Source organism: Thiomonas sp. 13-64-67, from assembly GCF_002282795.1.
Lineage (GTDB): Bacteria > Pseudomonadota > Gammaproteobacteria > Burkholderiales > Burkholderiaceae_C > Thiomonas > Thiomonas arsenitoxydans.
The window spans coordinates 1-19,874 of record NZ_NCKP01000019.1; the positions used below are offsets into that span (position 1 = coordinate 1).

A 19,874-nucleotide genomic window follows, 5' to 3' on the forward strand; every position below is an offset into this window, starting at 1 on the left:
TGAAGGCGAAGCCGTGCCGATGGCGGGCTTGCGCATCGGCTACCTGCCGCAAGAGCCGCAGCTCGATCCGGCGCAGACCGTGCGCGAGGCGGTGGAAGAAGGTCTGGGCGGTGTGCTCGCCGCCAAGAAACGGCTGGAAGAGGTCTATGTGGAATACGGAAACGCCGATGCCGACTTCGACAAGCTGGCGGAAGAGCAGGCGCAGCTCGAAGCCATCATCGCTGCAGGCGAGGGCGACAACACCGATCTGCAGATGGAAGTGGCTGCCGATGCGCTGCGGCTGCCCGCGTGGGATGCGATTGTCGGCCCGCTGTCGGGCGGTGAAAAGCGTCGCGTGGCGCTGTGCCGCCTGCTGCTCTCCAAGCCCGACATGCTGCTGCTCGATGAGCCGACCAATCACCTCGACGCCGAGAGCGTGGACTGGCTGGAGCAGTTTCTGCACCGTTTTCCCGGCACCGTGGTGGCCGTCACCCACGACCGCTATTTCCTCGACAATGCGGCCGAGTGGATTCTTGAACTCGACCGTGGCCAGGGCATTCCGTTCAAGGGCAATTACAGCAACTGGCTGGAGCAGAAGGAAGCCCGGCTGGAGCAGGAATCGCGCAGCGAGGCGTCTCACCTCAAGACCATGAAGCAGGAATTGGAGTGGGTGCGGCAAAACCCGAAAGGGCGCCAGTCCAAAAGCAAGGCGCGCATGGCACGATTCGAAGAGCTCTCCAGCATCGAGTACCAGAAGCGCAACGAGACCAACGAGATTTTCATTCCCGTGGCCGATCGCCTGGGCAATGAGGTCATCGAGTTCAAGAACGTGCGCAAGGCGCACGGCGAGCGGCTGTTGATCGAGAACTTGAGCTTCAAGCTGCCGCCTGGCGCCATTGTCGGCGTCATCGGCCCCAATGGCGCGGGTAAGTCCACGCTGTTTCGCATGATTGCTGGCAAGGACAAGCCCGATGCGGGCGAGATCGTCATCGGCCCCACGGTCAAGCTGGTGTACGAAGACCAGAGCCGTGAGGCCCTGCCCGACGACAAGACGGTGTGGGAAGCGGTTTCCGACGGGCTGGACATTCTCAACGTGGGCAAGTTCCAGGTGCCCTCGCGCGCCTACTGCGGGCGGTTCAATTTCAAGGGCGGCGATCAGCAGAAGATCGTGGGCAAGCTCTCCGGCGGGGAGCGCGGGCGGCTGCATCTGGCCAAGACCCTGATCTCTGGCGGCAATGTGCTGCTGCTCGATGAGCCGTCCAACGACCTCGACGTCGAAACCCTGCGCGCGCTCGAAGATGCGCTGCTCGAGTTCGCGGGCTGCATCATGGTGTCGAGCCACGACCGCTGGTTTCTCGACCGCATCGCCACCCACATTCTCGCGGCCGAAGGCGATTCGCAGTGGACGTTCTTTTCCGGCAACTATCAGGAATACGAGGCCGACAAAAAACGCCGTCTGGGCGAAGAAGGCGCGCGCCCGCACCGTCTGCGCTTCAAGGCGCTGCGGTAAGCCGCCCGCTGGTGATGGAGCCGCTGCTCGTCGCCTGTCTGTGCGCGCAGTGGTGCGGCATCTGCCGCGACTGGCGTGCAGGCTTCGAGGCGCTGGCGACGCAACTGCCGCCCGATGTCGCGGTGCGCTGGTACTGGATCGACGTCGAGGATCGCGCCGATGCGCTGGGCGATTTTGAGCCGCCCAACTTTCCGGTTCTGGCGGTGCAGCGTGGCGGCGACCTGCTTTACTGCGCGCCGCTGCCGCAGCAGCCTGCGCTCTGGCTGCGGGTGCTGACCGAGCTGGCTCGCGTGGACGGTGCGGCGGCCCGGCAACTGGCGCAGCAGGCTGCCAAGGCCGGGCTGCCCGATCTGCGGAGCCTGATCTAGTTTTTTAGGAATTTCTCATCCAAGGACGCTCATGCCGACGCGTATTGCCGATCTCCACATTGCGCGGGAAGAGCTGTTGCCCACGCCGAACGAATTGCGGGCCGAAGTGCCCGTCAGCGAGGCCCAGGCGCAAGTCGTCGCCCGCGCGCGCCAGACGGTGCGCGACATCGTGCGGGGCGATGACGACCGGTTGCTGGTCGTCGTCGGGCCTTGCTCCATCCATGACAGCGCGGCGGCGATCGACTATGCGCACCGACTGCGCGAGGTAGCCTCGCGCTTCGACGATGCCCTGTTTCTGGTGATGCGGGTGTATTTCGAGAAGCCGCGTACCCGTCTGGGCTGGAAGGGCATGATCTACGACCCTGATCTGGACGGGCGCGGCGACCTTCACAAGGGTTTGCTCAAGGCTAGAGGCCTGCTGGTGGAGTGCGCGCGTCTGGGCGTTCCAGCCGCTTCTGAAATTCTCGATCTGGTTACGCCGCAGTACTACGCCGAGCTGCTGAGCTGGGGCGCCATCGGCGCGCGCACCACCGAAAGCCAGCTGCATCGGCAGATGGCCTCGGCGCTGTCGGCCCCGCTGGGATTCAAGAATCCGACCAGCGGCAAGCTGCAGACGGCGGTGGACGCCATCGTGGTGGCGGCGCAATCTCACCGCTTTCCTTCCATCTCGCTCGACGGCCGGGCCATGGTGATCACCACGACCGGCAATGCCGATTGCCACCTCATCTTGCGGGGCGGCGACGCGGGGCCGAATTTCGATGCCGCCAGCGTGAGTGCTGCCGTGGCTGCGCTGCAGGCGGCCGATCTACCCGGCCGGGTGATGATCGACTGCAGCCATGCCAACAGCCGCAGCGACTATCGGCGCCAACCGCAGGTGGCGGCCGAGATCGGTGCGCAGATCGCCGCGGGCAGCCGCCACATTCTCGGCGTCATGCTGGAGAGCCATCTGGTCGAGGGCAAGCAGGCGCTCACGGCAGACCTGTCGGCGCTGCAGTACGGGCAGAGCATCACCGATGGCTGCATCGGCTGGGAGGCCACGGTGAGGGTGCTGGAGCAACTCGCCGATGCGGTTCGCAACGGTCGCGGGCGGCGCATCGGCCAAAATCAACCCACCTGAAATCCTTCGGGGCAGCCTTCGGCGTCGGCAGGCTCGATCTGCACCGCGTCCACCCGCGCAGCGGGAGACCCGATCCGCAGCCATTCAAGCAGGGTTTGCACCGCCTGCGCATCACCGCAAATCCACACTTCCACCCGGCCATCCTGCAGGTTGACGGCCTGCCCTCGCAGCCCCAGCGACAGCGCTTTGGCGCGGGTTGCGGCGCGGAACGACACACCCTGCACCCGGCCGCTTACCCAGGCGCGCCGGGCGTGCCTGGTTTCGTTGACGCCCATCAGGCTTTGGCGCCCAAAGCAGGGCGCTCGACAGGGTGTCGAGCGTCAGACCGTGCTCGGCGGCGATGGCGTCGCGCAGCTCGCGCAGCCGGGCGAAGGGCGCGCGTTGTGCTGCGGCGTCGGCTCTGGGCTCGGGAATGCACATCAACCCGCGCAGACGCAGTCGGGGCAGCGCGGCCACAGCCGCGGCCAGCGCCGAGGCGTCTTCCGGGCGCACGCCGCTTTTGGTGGTCTCGCCATCCACATTGACCTGGATGCAGACCTGCAGCGGCTCCAATTCTGCGGGCCGCTGGTCGCTCAGACGTTGGGTCAGCTTGAGGCGGTCGATGCTGTGCACCCAGTCGAAATGCTCGGCGACGTCGCGAGTCTTGTTGCTTTGCAGCGGGCCGATGAAATGCCATTGCAGCGCGGGCCAGTCCGGGCGCAGCGCGGCGATCTTGTCCACCGCTTCCTGCACATAGTTTTCGCCGAAGGCGGTTTGCCCGAGCGCGGCGGCGCGGGCGATGTCTTCTGCGGGAAAGGTTTTCGACACCGCCAGTAGGGTGACAGAGCGCGGATCGCGCCCGGCTGCTGCGGCGGCTTGTGCGATGCGCTGGCGCACTGCGGACAGAGGGTGGGCGAGAGGAGAGACAAGAGGGGAGGCGAGGGACATGGGCCGACAAAATCTGGATCGATACAACAATTCCACCCCGGTCAGCCCGCCGAATTGCGGGAAACCGTGGTTCTGACCTTAAGATAGCCCATTCGATAGTCGAATAGCTGACGCACCGTCACGCACAAGCTTGCTCGGGGGAGACATCGCTTGGATATCACACAATTGCTCGCATTCAGCGTCAAGAACGACGCCTCCGATCTGCACCTCTCGGCGGGTCTGCCGCCGATGATTCGCGTGCATGGCGACGTGCGGCGCATCAACGATCATGAGCGATTCGCAGCGCAAGCACTACGAAGAGTTTCTCGAGGTCGATTTTTCCTTCGAGATCCCCTCCCTGGCGCGTTTTCGCGTCAATGCCTTCAACCAGGCGCGCGGCGCGGGCGCGGTTTTCCGCACCATTCCGAGCAAGGTGCTCACCCTCGACGATCTCAACGCGCCGAAAATTTTCGCCGATCTGGCGCTCAAGCCGCGCGGTCTGGTGCTGGTGACCGGGCCGACGGGTTCGGGCAAGTCCACCACCCTGGCGGCGATGATCAATCATTACAACGAGACCGAGTACGGCCACATTCTCACCATCGAAGACCCGATCGAATTCGTCCACCAATCGAAGAAGGCGCTGATCAATCAGCGCGAAGTCGGCCCGCATACCCTGAGCTTTTCCAACGCGCTGCGCTCGGCGCTGCGCGAAGACCCGGACGCGATTCTGGTGGGCGAAATGCGCGACCTCGAAACCATCCGCTTAGCGCTTACCGCTTCCGAAACCGGCCACCTGGTGTTCGCCACCCTGCACACCTCGTCGGCGCCCAAGACCATCGACCGTATCGTTGACGTGTTCCCGGCGGAAGAAAAGGAAATGGTGCGCGCCATGCTGTCGGAAGCGCTGGTGGGCGTGATTTCACAGACGCTGTGCAAGAAAAAAGACGGCTCGGGCCGGGTGGCCGCGCACGAAATCATGATCGGCACGCCGGCCATTCGCAATCTGATCCGCGAGAACAAGATTGCGCAGATGTATTCCATGATCCAGACCAGCCAGTCTTTCGGCATGCAGACCCTCGACCAGAATCTGGCCGATCTGGTCAAGCGCAACATGATCTCCGCCACCGAAGCGCGCACCAAGGCCAAACAGCCCGAAAATTTCCCTGGCGCCTGAGAGCCCAGTCGCGCCACCGGCGCAATCCGCACTCTCCCAATATTCCCACTCGCACCCAGCAGGCCATGAAACTATTCGACAAACTCCGCGCCGGTTCGCGCAAAGACGGGGTGGACGATGCGCCCGAGTCTCAGTTTTTCACCACCGGCTTCCATGACGCGGAAGTTTCCAGCCTGGAGTCTGTGGTCGACTGGTCGCAGCGCTCGGCCGAGATCGGAGTGACCAAGCTGTCGCGCAGCGCCGGCGGCCAGCGCCTGCTCGAACTCTGGCAGCAAGACAAATACATGGCAGGGCTGACCCAGTCGGACAAAGAGCGCTGCATCAAGTACTTTCATTTCTATACCGTCAAGGCGGGAGCCGACCTCATCGCGCAGGGCGAGACCGGCAGCTTCATGGTGGTGCTGCTGCGAGGCGCGGTGGCGGTCGATCGCATGCAACCCTGGGGCGACAGACTGCGCCTGACCGAAGTGCGTGCGGGCAGCATGCTGGGCGAGATGTCGCTGGTCGACGCCGCGCCGCGCTGGTCGTACTGCACCACGCTGACCGACAGCGAGATTGCGGTGCTCGAAGCTGGCGATCTCGACCGCATGATTGCGCAAGACCCGGCCGCGGCCTGCCGTCTCATCGGCTCGCTGGCGCGCCGCTTGTCGCTGCGTCTGCGCAAGCTCAGTGCGCGGGTCGCCGCGACTTCGCCCGGCGGTTGATGCGCGCGGCTTGCGGCATGAACCACCGTATTCAAAACCTGAACAAGCGCTGGGGGGCGTATGGATCGTGATCAGGCTTCCAAATTCATCAACGATCTGCTCAAGCTGATGATCAGCCGGGGCGGCTCGGACCTGTTTCTCACGGCCGATTTTCCGCCGGCCATCAAGGTCGATGGCGCGGTTTCCAAGCTGTCGTCGCAGGCGCTCACCAGCCAGCACACCCTGGCGCTGGCGCGCTCGATCATGAACGACAAACAGTCGGCCGAGTTCGAGCGCACCAAGGAATGCAATTTCGCGATTTCTCCCGCGGGCCTCACGCGCTTTCGCTGCAATGCCTTCATCCAGCAGGGCAAGGTGGGCATCGTGCTGCGGCAGATCCCGCAAGACTTGCCCTCCATCGACAGCCTGGGATTGCCGCAAGTGCTCAAGACGCTGGCGATGAACAAGCGCGGGCTCATCATTTTTGTCGGCGCCACGGGTTCGGGCAAATCGACCTCGATGGCCGCCATGCTCGATTTCCGCAACGAAAATTCGCACGGCCACATCATCACGGTGGAAGACCCCATCGAGTTCGTGCATCCGCACAAGAACTGCATCGTGACCCAGCGTGAAGTCGGGCTCGACACCGACAGCTGGGAGGCGGCGCTCAAGAACACCCTGCGTCAGGCGCCCGACGTCATTCTGATGGGCGAAATCCGCGACCGCGAGACCATGGAGCACGCGGTGGTGTTCTCCGAGACCGGCCACCTGGTGCTGGCCACGCTGCACGCCAACAATGCCAACCAGGCGCTCGACCGCATCATCAACTTCTTCCCCGAAGAACGGCGCGCGCAACTGCTGATGGACTTGTCGCTCAATCTGCGCGCGCTGGTGTCGCAGCGGCTGGTGCCGCTGCAAACCGGCAAGGGGCGCGTGGCCGCGGTGGAGGTCATGATCAACTCGCCGCTGATCGCCGATCAGATCTTCGAAGGCAAGCTCACCGAGATCAAGGATGTGATGCGGCGGTCGCGCGAGATGGGCATGCAGACCTTCGACCAGGCGTTGTTCGAGTTGTTCGATGCCGAGAAGATCAGTTACGAAGACGCGCTGCGCAACGCCGATTCGGTCAATGACCTGCGGCTGCGCATCAAGCTCGACAGCAAGCGCGCGCGCAACGCCGACATCGGCAGCGATACCGGGCACCTGGCCATCGTCTGATTTTTGCGGCGCAGGGGGTTGTCGCGGCTCAGGGCTGAGGCACGCTCACGATCCATCCTTCGACCGGGTCGATGGCGTGCGGAAGTCCATAGCCTTCATGCTGCCTGATGCAGGCCCACGCGGCTTGCATCAGGCAGAGCGCAGCGTCCAGCGCGTCGCCGCGCGCGTCGAGCCGCATGTGATTACGCTGTTCATTGGTGCACTGCAGACGGATGCCCAGCGGGTGACGCCCGCTTTCCATCGCGGCCAGCAGCAAGTCGCGTGCGGCTTCGCGTTCGGCGGTCTGCTTCGCGGGGTCGTCACTCTTATAACTGCGCCGTCCCAGAACGGCGCGGGCGGCATGGCCCGGATAGGCTTCGAGCGCCACGCGCAGCGGATCGCCACCGCGCAGACCCGGCAGCGTGACCCCCGCATCGAGCAGCAAAGGCGCTCCTGCGTGCAGCATCCAAGCGACGGGCGGATTCACCCATTTCATCGACGGCGAAGACCCCGCAGGCAGATCGCAGGCGCGGTGGGCGAATTTCGCCCCAGCCGGGCGGGCGGCACAAAAGCTGCGGAAGACTTCGCGTAGTTGCGCGCGGCTCTGGTGGCGCAGATGCGAGATCAACCGTTCCCAAGGCAGTGGGGCTTCGTCTTGCCGATGGCCGGGCCAGCGCAGGGTGTCGATCAACTCGCGCGGCAGGCCGAAAGGCAGGTCGAAGGAGCCGATCCAGGGGCCGGGCGTCTGCAGCCACTGACCGAACGACGCCAGGGTGTCGAGCCGGTTGAAGTCCTGCAGGATCACGGTGTGCGATGCGTCTTGAGCCAGCCGTCCCCGCGCGATCACGATGGGTTTGCGCCGACTAGGCGCACTGCTGAAATCGACGCCGAACAAGGTGATGTCGTCTGCTCCGTTCATTTGTGCAGCACAGCCGGGGGTGGAGCGTCAGCGGGCGGAACTTGCTGCAGCAACAGGCTGCGCACGGGCGCGGGCAGCCCCAGCCGCGCGGCCTGTTCAAGATCGAGCCATTGGCCTTGTGGCTCCGCGGCCCGGGGCTGGGCCTGGACGTCGACGAGCAAGGGGCGCACGGTCAGCTCGAAATGGGTGAACGCATGGCGAAACGGCGCCAGTTCTCGCTGGCCGATCACCGGCCCGATCTGCGCGGCGAACTGCAGCGCCTGCTCGGGCGCATCGAATTGCGGCAGGCTCCACAGCCCTGGCCAGAGGCCCAGTTGCGGGCGCTTTTCCAGCCAGCAAAGACCGTCCGGCGAGTTACGCAACCAGAGCATGACGGTGCTGCGCTGCGGGCGGCTTTTGCGCGCCGCCTTGCGCACGGGCAGGCGCTGCGGATCGCCCGCCAAATGAGCGCGGCAATCCGTGGCAAAAGGACATTCGGTGCAGGCAGGCTGGCGCGGCCTGCACACGGTGGCGCCCAGATCCATCAGCCCCTGCGTGTAGGCGGCGATGTCTTGTGCCTCGGGCAGCAGGCTGCGCGCGAGCGACCAGAGCTTGCGCGTGGTGGCCGTGGCGGGAACCGGATCGTCGATGCCGTGACTGCGGCAGAGCACGCGCTGCACATTGCCGTCGAGAATGGCGGCGCGCTCGTCGAAGCAGAACGCGGCAATCGCCGCCGCCGTGGAGGGGCCGATGCCCGGCAGCGCGGCAAGGCTTTCCGCCGTTTGCGGGAACGCGCCGCCATGCGTTTGAATCACGATCTGCGCGCACCGGTGCAGATTGCGGGCGCGCTGGTAGTAGCCCAGCCCGCTCCAGGCGGCCAGCACGGCATCTTCAGGCGCCGCGGCGAGCGCCTGCACCGTGGGAAAGAGGGCCGTGAAACGCGCGTAGTAATCGATGACCGTGGCGACCTGCGTCTGCTGCAGCATGATCTCCGACAGCCAGACCCGGTAGGGGTCGCGCACCTGCCAGGGCAGGTCGTGCCGCCCGTGCTGGCGCTGCCAGCGCACCAGGCGGCTGGCGAAATCCGGCAGGGTTGGCGCTGTGAAGGGGGCGGCTGGGGCTGAATCGGGCACGGTGGGCAGATCGACACTGCGGCGCAGCGGCGCTCAATCGAATTGAGCGCCGCATTGTGCCAGCCCTTTGCGGCGAGCGTTTACGCGGCGATCAAGCGACGAATCTGATCGCTCAGCCCGCGTTGCAGCACATCGATCTGGGCGATTTGCTTTTGCAATTCGTCAATGCGGTCGTGCAGGCTGTCTTTGGTGTCTTCGATGCGTTGCAGCGTGGCCAGGCGCCGGTTGAGTTGCTTTTTGCGCTCGCGCACCTGACTGTCGAGCTGGGCGATGGCTGAGCGGTCCCAGTTTTCGATATCGCGCAGGGCGCGCTCGAACAGATCGCGCACCCGCGACGACAGGGTGCGCAAGGTGCGCAGGGTGTAGGCGTTGTTCTGCAGTTTGAGCCAGTTCACGCCGGAGAGATGCTCGGTATAGGCATTGACCACCCGGTCGAACTCCTGCATCAACCCGCTAAGACGCAGCACCCGCGGCGCGGTGACGGTGAAGCCGAATTCGCTGTTGGCGCGGGTGAAGGCGGCGGCGAGCATCTGGCGGATTTCTTCGATCTGCGTTTCGGCATCCACCAGCCGCTTGCGCAGATCGGCGCCGATGCGGGCGAGTTCGCCCTTCACGCCGACTTTCAGCAGCGCGCCGCCCATGCGCGACTCCAGCTGCTCCAGATCGTGCAGCACCGACTTGGCGGCAAAGCGCTCGCGCAACTGCTCGAGCATGCGGTTGTTGACGGCACGCAGCGCCAGAACCTGCGCCATGCCGGCGTCGAACTCGTTGCGCTCTGCGGCCAGGCGCTGCAGCATGAGCACCACCATATTGGCGTTCTTGCCGCGCAGTCCCTGCAGTTCGTCGAGCTGTCCCTGGGCCTCGTGCAGTTGCTTGCGCAGTTGCTGCGAAAGTTCGGACTGCACCTGCCCGACCGCATCGCGCACGGCGCCGTCTAGCAGGCTGCGGCGGTCGATATTGGCCGCACGATTGAGCGCGTTTTCCAGCGCGCCCAGGCCCGAGCGGGCGAGCAGCGGGCCGTCACCCTGAATGCGCGCCAGCAGGGCTTTGTGCGCCGAGACGGGAAACACCCGCTCGGGCGGCAGACGCAGCGTTTGCGCGGTGGTCTGCACCTGATGGTCGATGCTGGCGGCGATTTGCGGCGCGGTGAGCAGCGGGTCCCACAGCGCATCGACCTTGTTGAGCGCCACCAGGGTTTGCGCGCCGCTGGTGGTCGCGATGTGGCGGTTCCAGATTTCCAGATCGCTGCGCGTGACCCCGGTGTCGGCGCCGAGCACTAAGACCACGGCGTTGGCCGAGGGGATGAGCGAGAGGGTCAGCTCGGGCTCGGCGCCCACGGCGTTGAGCCCCGGCGTGTCGAGAATGCTCAGGCCCTGATCGAGCAGTGGATGGGCAAAGTTGACCAGCGCGTGACGCCAAAGCGGAATTTCGACTTCGCCCTGGGCGTCGGTGTTGAGCTGCGCAAGGTCTTCGGCATCATGGAAAAAGCCCAAGTCTTGGGCACGCTCCAGCGGTACGCGCTGGGTGTCGGACAAATGGGTGAGTGCCTGCGCCAACCCCTGCGCATCCTGGGAGGGCAGCTCGAAATGCGTCCAGACCTGCGGGCTCGATTTCCATTGCGCCAGGGTCTGCGATTGCAAGCGGGTTTCGATGGGCAGCAGCCGCAGGCCGCGGGGCTGCGCGGGGTCGGAGAACAGTTCCATCGGGCACATGGTGGTGCGCCCGGCTCCGGCGGGCAGGATGCGCTGGCCGTGTCCGCTGAAAAAGATGGCGTTGATCAACTCGGACTTGCCGCGCGAGAACTCGGCAACGAAGGCTAGGGTCATGCGGTCGTTGTCGAGCCGGTGGATCTGCCGCTGCAGCAGCGGCCGCGCCTGTTCGAGATCGAGCCCGCTCTCTTCGAGCCAGGTCAGCAGCGCCTTGACGCGCTGCAGCGCTTCAGCGCGCCATTCGGCGTAGTCAAACAGACCGGCGGTGAGGATGGGGGCTTCGACGTGCGGATTCATCGCTTGGGGCGCTTGGATTAACTGAGTAAAAGTAAAACACAGCGCACTCTGAATTTCGATCAGCGTATCCCCGCCTTGGGCTTGGGTTTGAGAATTTTTTGGCACTTGGGGCAGAAATAGGTACTGCGCTGCCCCTGCACGATCTGCCGGATGGGCGTGGCGCAGACGCGACAAGGCTGGCCGACTCGGCCGTAAACCAGCGCCTGCATTTGAAAGTACCCCAGTTCGCCATCGCTGTGGGCAAAGTCGCGCAGGCTGCTGCCGCCCAGCGCTACCGCCTGTTGCAAGGTTTCGCGCACCGCCGCGGCCAGGCGATCGCAATGGACGGGGCGCAGATGCGAAGCCGGTGTGCGCGGGTCGATCTGCGCGCGAAACAGGGCCTCGCAGGCGTAGATATTGCCAATTCCGGCGACGATGTGCTGCGACAGCAGCAGCGGCTTGATCGCCGCCTTGCGTCCGGCCAGCGCGCGGCTGAGCGTGGTGCCGTCGAATTCGGCGCCCAGCGGCTCGGGCCCGAGCACGCGCAGCAGGGGATGGCGCTGCACTTCCTCACCCGCGTGCCAGAGCACCGCGCCGAAGCGGCGCGGATCGCGCAGACGCAGCATCCCGCGGTCGGTCAGCCATTCCACATGCTCGTGCGGCGACAGCGAGGCGGGCACTTGCGCGGCCGGCGTCCAGCGCAAAGAACCCGACATGCCCAGATGCACGATCAGCACGCCGGCGGTGTTCGGCGCGGCGGCGGTCTGCGACAGTCGCAGCAGCAGATATTTGCCGCGCCGCTCAAGCGCTTTGATGCGCAGCCCGACCAGCGTTTGCGGGTCGATGTTCAGCGGCCAGCGCAGCGGTTTACCCAGGCGCAGCCCGGTCAGGCGGGCGCCGAGCAAGGCGGGTTCCAGACCCTGGCGGGTGACTTCGACTTCGGGCAGTTCGGGCATGTCGGCATTGTGCCGCAGGGGGAAATGGCAGACTTCTACAATCCGCACGATTCTCGGCCCTGTCTGCTGGTGCAGATACGGCGTTCTATTCAGACTTTCAGGACTCCCATGCGCGCTGCCGTTCTTGTGTCGGCCCTGTTGTTTCCGGCTCTCACCGCTGTGCCTATTGCAGCCTATGCACAGCAGTCGGCCGTTCGGGCCAGCGCGCAGGAAACCGCGCGGCAAGTCTTTGCCATTCTGGCTGGAGAGATTGCGGCGAATACCGGGCATCCCGGCGTGGCCTACACCGAGTTGCTCAAGGCGGCAAAGGAACTGGATTCCGAGCCGCTCTACCGACGCGCGGCGGAAATCGCCCTGCGCGCAGGCGCGCCCGACAAGGCGCTCGCAGCCGCTCAGGCCTGGCGCAAAGCCATGCCCGGTTCACGAGAGGCCAGCGCCTGGGTCGTGCAACTGTTTTTGCTCATGGGGAAAACCAGCGAGGCTGGCTCGGCCATCGCCCAAGACCTGGCCAACACCCCCGAACCGCAGCGCGGGCAAGCCATTGCCGATCTGCTGCCCCTGGCCGCTCAGGCGAGCGATGCCGCCGCCACGCTGTCGATGATGCGCACCGCGCTGGCCGGGCAGCGGCAATTCGCGCAGACCGATGTGGTGCTGGGTTTGCTGCGCGCGCGCGCCGGAGACCAGAAGGGGGGCTTCGCCGATGCGCTGCACGCCCTGACGCTCAACCCAGGGCTGGCCCCGGCGGCGGCGCTGCTGATACAGCTCTACACCGTCAACCCGCAGGCGGCTGACGGCGCGATGCAGAAATTTTCCGCAGCCCAGCCCAAAGACAGCGGCCTGCGTCTGGCCTGGGCGCAGGCCGCGCTGGCCCAGCAGCGCGACGGCATTGCGCTGAACGCGCTCGAAAAACTGGTGACCGATGCGCCTGATCTCGCCCCGGCCTGGCTGATATTGGGCAGCCTGCAGACTGAATTCGGCCAGCCCGCGCGCGCGGTGGTCTCGTTGCAAACCTATCTGCGGCTGGCGCGCGCCCAGGCCGAGCCGCCCGTGCTGACCCCGGCTTACATCGCGCTGGCGGAGGCTTCGCGCAAGCTGGGCGATCTGGATCAGGCCAACCGCTGGCTCGATCAGATCGAGCCGGACGCCAGCAACCACCTTGCCGTGCTCAGCAACCGCGCGGCCATTCTGGTGCAGCAGGGCAAGGTGAACGACGCCCTCAAGCTGGCGGAAACCTTGCCCGATGCGACCGACGCGCAGCGCAAAGACCGGCTGCTGGCGCGGGCGCAAGTGTTGCGCGAGGCCGGGCGCTTCGATGCGTCTTACAAGCTGCTGCAATCCGGTCTCAAGCAGACTCCGGGCGATGTCGATCTGCTGTACGAAGCCTCGATGATGGCCGACAAAAGCGGGCACATCAAAGACATGCTGCAGATGCTGCGAAAGGCCATTGCGCTCGACCCCGAGTCGCAACCGGCCTACAACGCGCTGGGCTACACCCTCGCCGACCGTGGCGAGCAGTTGCCCGAAGCGCGCAAGCTCGTCGCCCGCGCGCTGGAACTCTCGCCCGGCAATCCCTTCGTGCTCGACAGCATGGGCTGGGTCGAACACAAAATGGGCCACAACGATCAGGCGCTCGATTTGCTGCAGCAGGCGTATGACGCGCGGCCCGATCCGGAAATCGGCGCGCATCTGGGCGAGGTGCTGTGGCAGCTCGGCCAGCGCGACCGGGCGCGCGCCATCTGGCACGAGGCCATCGAGCGCGCGCCGCACGACACCATGGTGCAGGCGGTGCTGCGCAAATACGGTGTGACATTCTGATGCGGCGTCGCCTCTTTGCAGGGGTTGTCGCCGGGGCTGTCGTTGGGGTGATCGCGATGGCCCTTGGCGGCTGCGCCACGCCCCAACTGCCGCAGTCGTCCGAGCCCGCCAATACGCTCGCGCTGGCAGGGCGGCTGTCACTCGTCAGCGGCACGCCCGATGCGCAAAAGTCGCTTTACGGCGGCTTTCGTCTGGTGTTGCGCGGGGCCGTTTCCGGCGAGTTCGAAGTCTTTTCCCCGCTGGGTCAAATGCTGGCCAAGGCGCAATGGCGCCCCGGTCAAGCCAGCCTGGATAATGGCCGACAGATACAGCACTACGCCTCTTTCGACGACATGACCCGTGCCGCACTGGGCGTGGCCTTGCCGCAGGCTGCGTTGCAGGATTGGGTGCGGGGGAGACCGGCTTCCAGCCTGCCCTCGCAAACCCTGACAGACGGCGGTTTCGAACAACTGGGCTGGAAGGTGCAGCCCACCTGGCGTGACGGCCAGCTCGCGCTTCTCAAGGCGCAACGCCTGGCGGGCGACCCGGCGGAGCTGCGCATGGCGATCGAATCCGCAACGGCAGCGCCGCAAACCGCTCCCTGAGGCGCTGCGGCGGTTTATTCATGCGTGCGCTGTTCAATTTGCCCGCCCCGGCGAAGATCAACTGGTTTTTGCACGTCACCGGCAAGCGCCCAGACGGCTATCACACCCTGCAGACGGTCTTTCAGTTCATCGACTGGTGCGACACGCTCGATCTGATCCAGCGTGACGATGGTCTCATCCACCGCATCGGCGCTGACGAACTGCCGCGAGACGACCTTTGCGTGCGCGCCGCCCGCCTGCTCCAACAGGCGACGCAGTGCGACAGCGGGGTCGATATTCATCTGCGCAAGTGCATTCCGCAACAGGCCGGGCTCGGCGGCGGAAGTTCCGATGCTGCCACGGTACTGATCGGCCTCAACCGTCTCTGGCGCCTCGATCTGCCGCGCGCCAAACTGATGCAACTCGCCTTGCAACTCGGCGCCGACGTGCCGATTTTCATCTATGGCCGCAACGCCTGGGCCGAGGGCGTCGGCGAGCAGTTGCAGCCAATCGATCTGCCCACGCCCAGTTTTGCTGTGGTGCATCCGGCACGCGGCCTGTCCACGCGTGCGGTGTTTTCCACCCTTGACTTGACAACCAAAAATCCCGAAGAAACAATAGCAGGCTTTGCTGAATGGCTGGGCGAATTTTTCGTTTTGGACGAGCAGCAGGAAAATCGGCATCAGAAAAGTCAGAGCAAAAACTGTCAACAAGACGATCAGCAAAGCAGTCTTTGCCCTGTCTGGGGCAGAAACGATTTGCAGCCCGGCGCCGAGGTGCTGGAGCCTGAGGTGACTCAGGCACTGCAGATTTTGCGTACTGCGTTGATGGGGCCGCTGGCAGCACACTCGCCGACGTTGCGCTCTGAGTTGCTTTTCGACGCGCGAATGACGGGTTCTGGCAGCGCAGTTTTTGCTTTGATCGGTGCGTCAGATCGATCTGGTTTGCCGAGCAGGCACGGGCCGTCTGATGAGGTGTTGGGTGGTTTGCCGGACTTGTTGCCTGAGGGTTGGCAGGGCCGGTTGTGCGAGGGTTTGCGCGAGCATCCGTTGTGCGATTGGATTGACGCATAATGTCGGGCTTGCGCTGCCGTAGTGCAGTAGATTTTGACAGACAGTTTTTTATCATTTGCCATCGTCGATGGTGGTGAATGAAGATGGGGAGTCGCCAAGTTGGTTAAGGCACCGGATTTTGATTCCGGCATTCGAGGGTTCGAGTCCTTCCTCCCCAGCCACGATTTTTGAAAGCGTTTCGCTTGCGGCGCTGCAGACCGCGGGCTCTGCCGGAGAGAACAAAAGTTCCGGCACTTCAGGCGCACTGAATAAGCGCAACACTCCACCATGACACCGAATCCGGCGGACTTCATCCTGTTCACCGGCAATGCCAATCCGGCGCTTGCCCAGGAAGTTGCGGAACAACTCGGCATTGGCCTCGGTCAGGCCTATATCGGGCGGTTCTCCGACGGTGAAGTGACCGTCGAGATTCAGCAAAACGTGCGTGCCCGAGAGGTGTTCATCGTTCAGTCCACCTGCGCGCCGACCAATGACAACCTGATGGAACTGCTCATCATGGTCGATGCGCTCAAGCGCGCTTCGGCCGAGCGCATCACGGCGGTCATTCCCTATTTCGGCTATGCGCGGCAAGACCGGCGTCCGCGCTCCGCGCGCGTGCCCATTACCGCCAAGGTCGTGGCCAATATGCTGCAGGCCGCAGGCGTGGCGCGCGTGGTCACCATGGACTTGCATGCCGATCAGGTGCAAGGGTTTTTCGACATTCCGGTCGACAACATCTACGCCTCGCCGATTCTGCTCTCCGACCTGCGTGAAAAGAATTACAGCGACCTCATCGTGGTCTCGCCCGATATCGGCGGTGTGGTGCGCGCCCGCGCGCTGGCCAAATTGATGGACTGCGATCTGGCCATCATCGACAAACGCCGTCCCAAGCCGAATGTCTCGGAAGTGATGAACGTCATCGGCGAGATCGACGGACGCAACTGCATCATCATGGACGATATGGTCGATACCGCCGGTACGCTGACCAAGGCGGCCGAGGTGCTCAAGGCGCGCGGCGCCAAGCGCGTCATGGCGTACTGCACGCACCCCGTGCTGTCGGGCCCGGCGATTCAGCGTCTTCAAAGCAGCGCCATCGACGAACTGGTCGTGACCAACACCATCCCGCTGCGCCAGGAAGCGCGCGAATGCGGCAAGGTTCGCCAGCTCTCCGCTGCCCCGCTTATCGCGCAGACGCTGCAGCGCATTGCCTACGGCGGGTCGGTGCTGCAGTTGTTCAACGAGCAGGAAACCTTGTTCTGACGCAGTTGTGATTTTGTACCTGTCGGATGTTCCGGCAGGCTGTCACGGCGCTGGTCGCAGGCGCCGTTCACCACGGGGCGAGTCCCCTTTTTCAGGAGTCGACATGAAAGTCGTCGCATTCGAACGTAGTTTGCAGGGCACCGGTGCGAGCCGCCGCCTGCGTCGCGCCGGGAAGACCCCCGGCATTATTTACGGTGGCGAGCAAGCGCCCCAGATGATCGAACTCGATCACAACGCGCTGTATCACGCGTTGAAAAAAGAGCAGTTCCACTCCTCTGTGCTGCAGCTGGAAATTGCCGGCAAATCCAGCCAGGTGCTGCTACGTGATTACCAGATGCACCCCTTCAAGCAACTGGTGCTGCACGTGGATTTCCAGCGTGTGGACGCCGGGCACAAGATTTCCATGAAGGTACCGCTGCACTTCACCGGCGCGGAAAATTCGCCTGCGGTCAAGCTCAGCCACGGCCTGGTCAACCATGTGATGACCGAAGTGGAAGTGTCTTGCCTGCCGTCCGAACTGCCCGAGTTCATCGAAGTCGATCTGAGCGAATTGGTCCTGCACCAGAGCGTGCACGTCAACGACCTCAAGCTGCCCAAGGGCGTGTCGGTGCTCACGCACGGGGTGGACAATCCTGCGGTCGTGACCGTCAGCCCGCCGCCGGGTGGTGTGGGTGAAGAGGGCGCAGAAGGTGCGGCTGCTGCCGAAGGCGAAAGCAAGTAAATCGGCTTTTTCCAGCCACAAGGCCGCCTGGGGGAACCTTAAGGCGGCCTTGTTGTTTTTGGAATCGCGGTGAGACTTCGGGCGATTATGGTCGATCAACCGGCTGATCCACTGGCCTTGGGCGGCGGTCTTCGCCCACGGCGACATAGGTCAACAGCGCCTCGGTCACTTTGATGACCTCGACGTTCGATGGCGTGCGCTGGGCATAGACCTCTACCCGCACGGTGACCGACGTGTGACCCACATGGTCGATTTCGGTGAAAAACGACAGCACGTCGCCCACCAGCACCGGCTGCTTGAACACAAACTCCTTGACCGCCACGGTCGCCACCCGCCCCTTGGCACGCCAGGCCGCAGCGATGCCCCCGGCGATGTCGACCTGCGCCATGATCCAGCCCCCGAAAATGTCGCCGTGCATGTTCACGTCGGCAGGTCGGGCCTGGGTACGCAGCGTGGGCGCGCGGTCGGGGAGTCGAGGGTCGGTGGTCATGAGGGGCTCCAAGCAGGGCGCCGTTGCGGCGCGGATAATCAGGCTGCGAAGTTTAGGGGCAGCTCACGAAGTTCGTGCCCCGCGCTGCTCTGCTCCGCCCTGATCGTTCATCGGCCTCTATTGGCCAAATCCCGTTAGTCCATGCACGCCCAATCCTCTCCTGCATTGCCCGAGCCGTCCTCCCATGCCACGGCAGCGCGTTCGCGCTGGGCGGTGGTTTCCGCGCTTTGGCCCTATCTGTGGGAATACCGCGGCCGGGTGTTGTTGGCGCTGGCGATGATGATAGCCGCCAAGGTGGCCAACGTCAGCGTGCCCATTGTGCTGAAAGACATCGTCAATGCGCTCGATCTCAAGCCGGGCGATCCGCGTGCGGTGCTGGTGGTGCCGGTGGCGCTGCTGGTGGCCTATGGCCTGCTTCGTCTGAGCGTGTCGCTGTTCACCGAGTTGCGCGAGGTGGTGTTTTCGCGCGTGACACAAGGCGCGGTGCGCAAGATTGCGCTGCAGGTGTTCGACCATCTGTTCAGCCTGAGCATGCGCTACCACCTGGAGCGCCAGACGGGCGGCATGTCGCGCGATATGGAGCGGGGCACGCGGGCCATCTCCAGCCTGGTGTCGTTCACGCTCTACAGCATTCTGCCCACCTTGGTGGAAATGGCGCTGGTCATCGGCATTCTGCTGGTCAAGTACGACATCTGGTTTGCGGGCATCGCGCTGGTGGCGCTGGTGCTGTATGTGGCGTTCACCGTCACCGTGACCGAATGGCGCACGCAGCTACGCCGCGAAATGAACACGCAGGATTCGCGCGCCAACCAGCGCGCCATCGATGCACTGTTGAATTATGAGACGGTGAAAATGTTCGGCAACGAGGCGCTGGAGTCGACCCGCTACGACGACAACCTCAGAGCCTGGATGCGCGCGGCCATCAAGTCGCAGAACTCGCTGTCGCTGCTCAACCTTGGGCAGAGCTTGATCATCGCTGCCGCCGTGACTCTGCTGGTCTGGCGGGCGACCGTCGGTGTGGTCAGTGGCAGCATGAATCTGGGTGATCTGGTGCTGGTCAACGCCTTCATGCTGCAGCTCTACGCGCCGCTGAGTTTTCTGGGCGTGATCTACCGCGAGATCCGGCAGTCCACCACGGATCTGGAGCGCATGTTCACCATTCTGGAAGAGCACCAGGAAATCAAGGACCCGTCTCAGGCGCCAGCTTTGCAGGTCGGACGGGGCGAAGTGCGTCTCGAGAATGTGCGCTTTGGCTATGGGGCCGACCGCGTCATTCTCGATGGGCTGGACTTCACCGTGCCCGCCGGAGAAACAGTGGCCATCGTCGGCCCTTCCGGCGCGGGAAAATCCACGCTGGCGCGTCTGTTGTTTCGCTTTTACGCGCCGCAGTCCGGGCGCATTCTGATCGACGGCCAGGACATCGCCCAAGTCACGCAAGCCAGTGTGCGCCGCGCCATCGGCATCGTGCCGCAGGACACGGTGCTGTTCAACGACACCATTGGCTACAACATCGCCTACGGCAAACCCGGCGCCAGCGCGGCCGAGGTGGAGGCGGTGGCGCGCGCCGCGCATATCCACGACTTCATCGTCAGCACGCCCCAAGGCTATGAGACGCAGGTGGGCGAGCGCGGCCTGAAGTTGTCCGGCGGAGAGAAGCAGCGCGTGGCGATTGCCCGGGCCCTGCTGAAAAATCCGCCCATCCTGATTTTCGACGAAGCCACCTCACAGCTCGACTCGCACAACGAAAAGGCGATTCAGGCGGAAATACGCGCGGCTTCGCGCGACCGCACTGCCATTGTGATTGCTCACCGCCTGTCCACCGTGGTCGATGCGCATCAGATTCTGGTGGTGGAAAGCGGGCGTGTGGTCGAACGCGGCACCCACGCGCAACTGCTGCAGGCGCGCGGTCTGTACGCCCGCATGTGGAATCTGCAGCAGGATAGGGCGGCTCACCCCGAAGCGTCTGCGGCGATGGCCTGATGCTGGAACGGAGTTTGCATACACCTATTGCGCATTTGTGACCCACGGTTACACTTGTGCGATTCGTTCACCCCATTCCTACATTCA

The 19,874-nt window shown here is 64.3% G+C and carries 18 protein-coding genes, 1 tRNA gene and 1 pseudogene; 13 read left to right on the forward strand and 7 right to left on the reverse strand.

Translation table 11 applies throughout. The features are described from left to right. The 3 genes from ettA to B7X30_RS06860 all read left to right on the forward strand — a co-directional run. A partial coding sequence (gene ettA, locus B7X30_RS06850) for an energy-dependent translational throttle protein EttA (RefSeq protein ID WP_286730002.1) occupies positions 1–1,489 on the forward strand: 1,489 nt, incomplete at its 5' end. 14 nt (positions 1,490–1,503) lie between these two features. Further along, on the forward strand, positions 1,504–1,857 hold the full coding sequence (locus B7X30_RS06855) for a thioredoxin domain-containing protein (protein ID WP_286730003.1): 354 nt from the start codon (positions 1,504–1,506) through the stop codon (positions 1,855–1,857). 31 nt (positions 1,858–1,888) lie between these two features. Further along, positions 1,889–2,974, forward strand: coding sequence for a 3-deoxy-7-phosphoheptulonate synthase (locus B7X30_RS06860; protein WP_286730004.1), 1,086 nt, complete (start codon positions 1,889–1,891; stop codon positions 2,972–2,974). Here the strand turns inward: B7X30_RS06860 and B7X30_RS06865 are convergent. Both B7X30_RS06865 and B7X30_RS06870 read right to left on the reverse strand, forming a co-directional pair. Beyond that, positions 2,962–3,198 carry an acylphosphatase gene (locus tag B7X30_RS06865; protein ID WP_286730005.1) on the reverse strand — a complete coding sequence of 79 codons (237 nt, stop codon included), beginning with the start codon at positions 3,196–3,198 and terminating at the stop codon, positions 2,962–2,964. The two genes, B7X30_RS06860 and B7X30_RS06865, sit on opposite strands and share 13 nt — an antisense overlap. After that, positions 3,086–3,901: a YggS family pyridoxal phosphate-dependent enzyme gene (locus B7X30_RS06870; RefSeq protein ID WP_286730006.1), complete on the reverse strand. Its 816-nt coding sequence runs from the start codon at positions 3,899–3,901 to the stop codon at positions 3,086–3,088. Before B7X30_RS06870 ends, B7X30_RS06865 begins: the two co-directional genes overlap by 113 nt. A gap of 150 nt (positions 3,902–4,051) precedes the next feature. Between B7X30_RS06870 and B7X30_RS06875 the strand changes: the two are divergent. The 3 genes and pseudogenes from B7X30_RS06875 (at position 4,052) to B7X30_RS06885 (ending at position 6,955) form a co-directional block, all read left to right on the forward strand. After that, positions 4,052–5,054, forward strand: a pseudogene (locus B7X30_RS06875) (type IV pilus twitching motility protein PilT). 65 nt (positions 5,055–5,119) lie between these two features. Next, the gene (locus tag B7X30_RS06880) at positions 5,120–5,758 is read left to right on the forward strand and encodes a Crp/Fnr family transcriptional regulator (RefSeq protein WP_013104505.1); all 639 of its coding nucleotides are present in this window, start codon (positions 5,120–5,122) and stop codon (positions 5,756–5,758) included. A 60-nt stretch (positions 5,759–5,818) separates the two neighbouring features. Continuing rightward, complete coding sequence (locus B7X30_RS06885) at positions 5,819–6,955, forward strand: PilT/PilU family type 4a pilus ATPase (protein WP_156054149.1); 1,137 nt, start codon at positions 5,819–5,821, stop codon at positions 6,953–6,955. 28 nt (positions 6,956–6,983) lie between these two features. Here B7X30_RS06885 and B7X30_RS06890 read toward each other — a convergent pair whose 3' ends face one another. The 4 genes from B7X30_RS06890 to mutM form a co-directional block, all read right to left on the reverse strand. Then, entirely contained in the window at positions 6,984–7,853 is an 870-nt protein-coding gene (locus B7X30_RS06890; RefSeq protein ID WP_286730007.1) for a DUF429 domain-containing protein, read from the reverse strand. Next, entirely contained in the window at positions 7,850–8,965 is a 1,116-nt protein-coding gene (gene mutY, locus B7X30_RS06895) for an A/G-specific adenine glycosylase (protein WP_286730008.1), read from the reverse strand. Before mutY ends, B7X30_RS06890 begins: the two co-directional genes overlap by 4 nt. An 80-nt stretch (positions 8,966–9,045) precedes the next feature. Beyond that, positions 9,046–10,971, reverse strand: a complete 1,926-nt coding sequence (locus B7X30_RS06900; protein ID WP_286730009.1) for a dynamin family protein — start codon at positions 10,969–10,971, stop codon at positions 9,046–9,048. A 59-nt stretch (positions 10,972–11,030) separates the two neighbouring features. Beyond that, positions 11,031–11,906, reverse strand: a complete 876-nt coding sequence (mutM, locus tag B7X30_RS06905; RefSeq protein ID WP_286730010.1) for a bifunctional DNA-formamidopyrimidine glycosylase/DNA-(apurinic or apyrimidinic site) lyase — start codon at positions 11,904–11,906, stop codon at positions 11,031–11,033. Between the two features lie 108 nt (positions 11,907–12,014). On the opposite strand from mutM, the gene B7X30_RS06910 reads away from it, so the two are divergent. The 6 genes from B7X30_RS06910 to B7X30_RS06935 all read left to right on the forward strand — a co-directional run bounded on the left by B7X30_RS06910 (position 12,015) and on the right by B7X30_RS06935 (position 17,317). Beyond that, positions 12,015–13,721, forward strand: coding sequence for a tetratricopeptide repeat protein (locus B7X30_RS06910; protein ID WP_286730011.1), 1,707 nt, complete (start codon positions 12,015–12,017; stop codon positions 13,719–13,721). Continuing rightward, a complete protein-coding gene (locus B7X30_RS06915; RefSeq protein ID WP_286730012.1) occupies positions 13,721–14,305 on the forward strand; it encodes a lipoprotein insertase outer membrane protein LolB in 585 nt (194 codons plus the stop codon). The genes B7X30_RS06910 and B7X30_RS06915 overlap by 1 nt, the downstream gene beginning before the upstream one ends. Positions 14,306–14,325: 20 nt before the next feature. Further along, on the forward strand, positions 14,326–15,357 hold the full coding sequence (gene ispE / locus B7X30_RS06920; RefSeq protein WP_286730013.1) for a 4-(cytidine 5'-diphospho)-2-C-methyl-D-erythritol kinase: 1,032 nt from the start codon (positions 14,326–14,328) through the stop codon (positions 15,355–15,357). Between the two features lie 84 nt (positions 15,358–15,441). Further along, positions 15,442–15,518: transfer RNA gene (locus tag B7X30_RS06925), tRNA-Gln, on the forward strand. Between the two features lie 106 nt (positions 15,519–15,624). Then, entirely contained in the window at positions 15,625–16,596 is a 972-nt protein-coding gene (locus B7X30_RS06930) for a ribose-phosphate pyrophosphokinase (RefSeq protein WP_013104515.1), read from the forward strand. Between the two features lie 103 nt (positions 16,597–16,699). After that, positions 16,700–17,317, forward strand: coding sequence for a 50S ribosomal protein L25/general stress protein Ctc (locus B7X30_RS06935; RefSeq protein WP_013104516.1), 618 nt, complete (start codon positions 16,700–16,702; stop codon positions 17,315–17,317). Positions 17,318–17,402: 85 nt separating this feature from the next. On the opposite strand, the gene B7X30_RS06940 is transcribed toward B7X30_RS06935, so the two are convergent. Beyond that, positions 17,403–17,807, reverse strand: a complete 405-nt coding sequence (locus B7X30_RS06940) for an acyl-CoA thioesterase (RefSeq protein WP_286730014.1) — start codon at positions 17,805–17,807, stop codon at positions 17,403–17,405. Between the two features lie 141 nt (positions 17,808–17,948). Between B7X30_RS06940 and B7X30_RS06945 the strand changes: the two genes are divergently transcribed. Continuing rightward, a complete protein-coding gene (locus B7X30_RS06945) occupies positions 17,949–19,787 on the forward strand; it encodes an ABCB family ABC transporter ATP-binding protein/permease (protein WP_286730015.1) in 1,839 nt (612 codons plus the stop codon). Positions 19,788–19,874 lie beyond the last annotated feature (87 nt).

Bases quoted from the DNA above. Each gene is read 5' to 3' on its own strand.
- B7X30_RS06915 (WP_286730012.1), top strand. From the start codon at position 13,721: ATGCGGCGTCGCCTCTTTGCAGGGGTTGTCGCCGGGGCTGTCGTTGGG.
- B7X30_RS06855 (WP_286730003.1), top strand. From the start codon at position 1,504: ATGGAGCCGCTGCTCGTCGCCTGTCTGTGCGCGCAGTGGTGCGGCATC.
- B7X30_RS06935 (WP_013104516.1), top strand. From the start codon at position 16,700: ATGAAAGTCGTCGCATTCGAACGTAGTTTGCAGGGCACCGGTGCGAGC.
- B7X30_RS06870 (WP_286730006.1), bottom strand. From the start codon at position 3,901: ATGTCCCTCGCCTCCCCTCTTGTCTCTCCTCTCGCCCACCCTCTGTCC.
- B7X30_RS06910 (WP_286730011.1), top strand. From the start codon at position 12,015: ATGCGCGCTGCCGTTCTTGTGTCGGCCCTGTTGTTTCCGGCTCTCACC.
- ispE (WP_286730013.1), top strand. From the start codon at position 14,326: ATGCGTGCGCTGTTCAATTTGCCCGCCCCGGCGAAGATCAACTGGTTT.
- B7X30_RS06900 (WP_286730009.1), bottom strand. From the start codon at position 10,971: ATGAATCCGCACGTCGAAGCCCCCATCCTCACCGCCGGTCTGTTTGAC.
- B7X30_RS06945 (WP_286730015.1), top strand. From the start codon at position 17,949: ATGCACGCCCAATCCTCTCCTGCATTGCCCGAGCCGTCCTCCCATGCC.
- B7X30_RS06930 (WP_013104515.1), top strand. From the start codon at position 15,625: ATGACACCGAATCCGGCGGACTTCATCCTGTTCACCGGCAATGCCAAT.
- B7X30_RS06880 (WP_013104505.1), top strand. From the start codon at position 5,120: ATGAAACTATTCGACAAACTCCGCGCCGGTTCGCGCAAAGACGGGGTG.
- B7X30_RS06940 (WP_286730014.1), bottom strand. From the start codon at position 17,807: ATGACCACCGACCCTCGACTCCCCGACCGCGCGCCCACGCTGCGTACC.
- B7X30_RS06860 (WP_286730004.1), top strand. From the start codon at position 1,889: ATGCCGACGCGTATTGCCGATCTCCACATTGCGCGGGAAGAGCTGTTG.
- B7X30_RS06890 (WP_286730007.1), bottom strand. From the start codon at position 7,853: ATGAACGGAGCAGACGACATCACCTTGTTCGGCGTCGATTTCAGCAGT.
- B7X30_RS06885 (WP_156054149.1), top strand. From the start codon at position 5,819: ATGGATCGTGATCAGGCTTCCAAATTCATCAACGATCTGCTCAAGCTG.
- mutM (WP_286730010.1), bottom strand. From the start codon at position 11,906: ATGCCCGAACTGCCCGAAGTCGAAGTCACCCGCCAGGGTCTGGAACCC.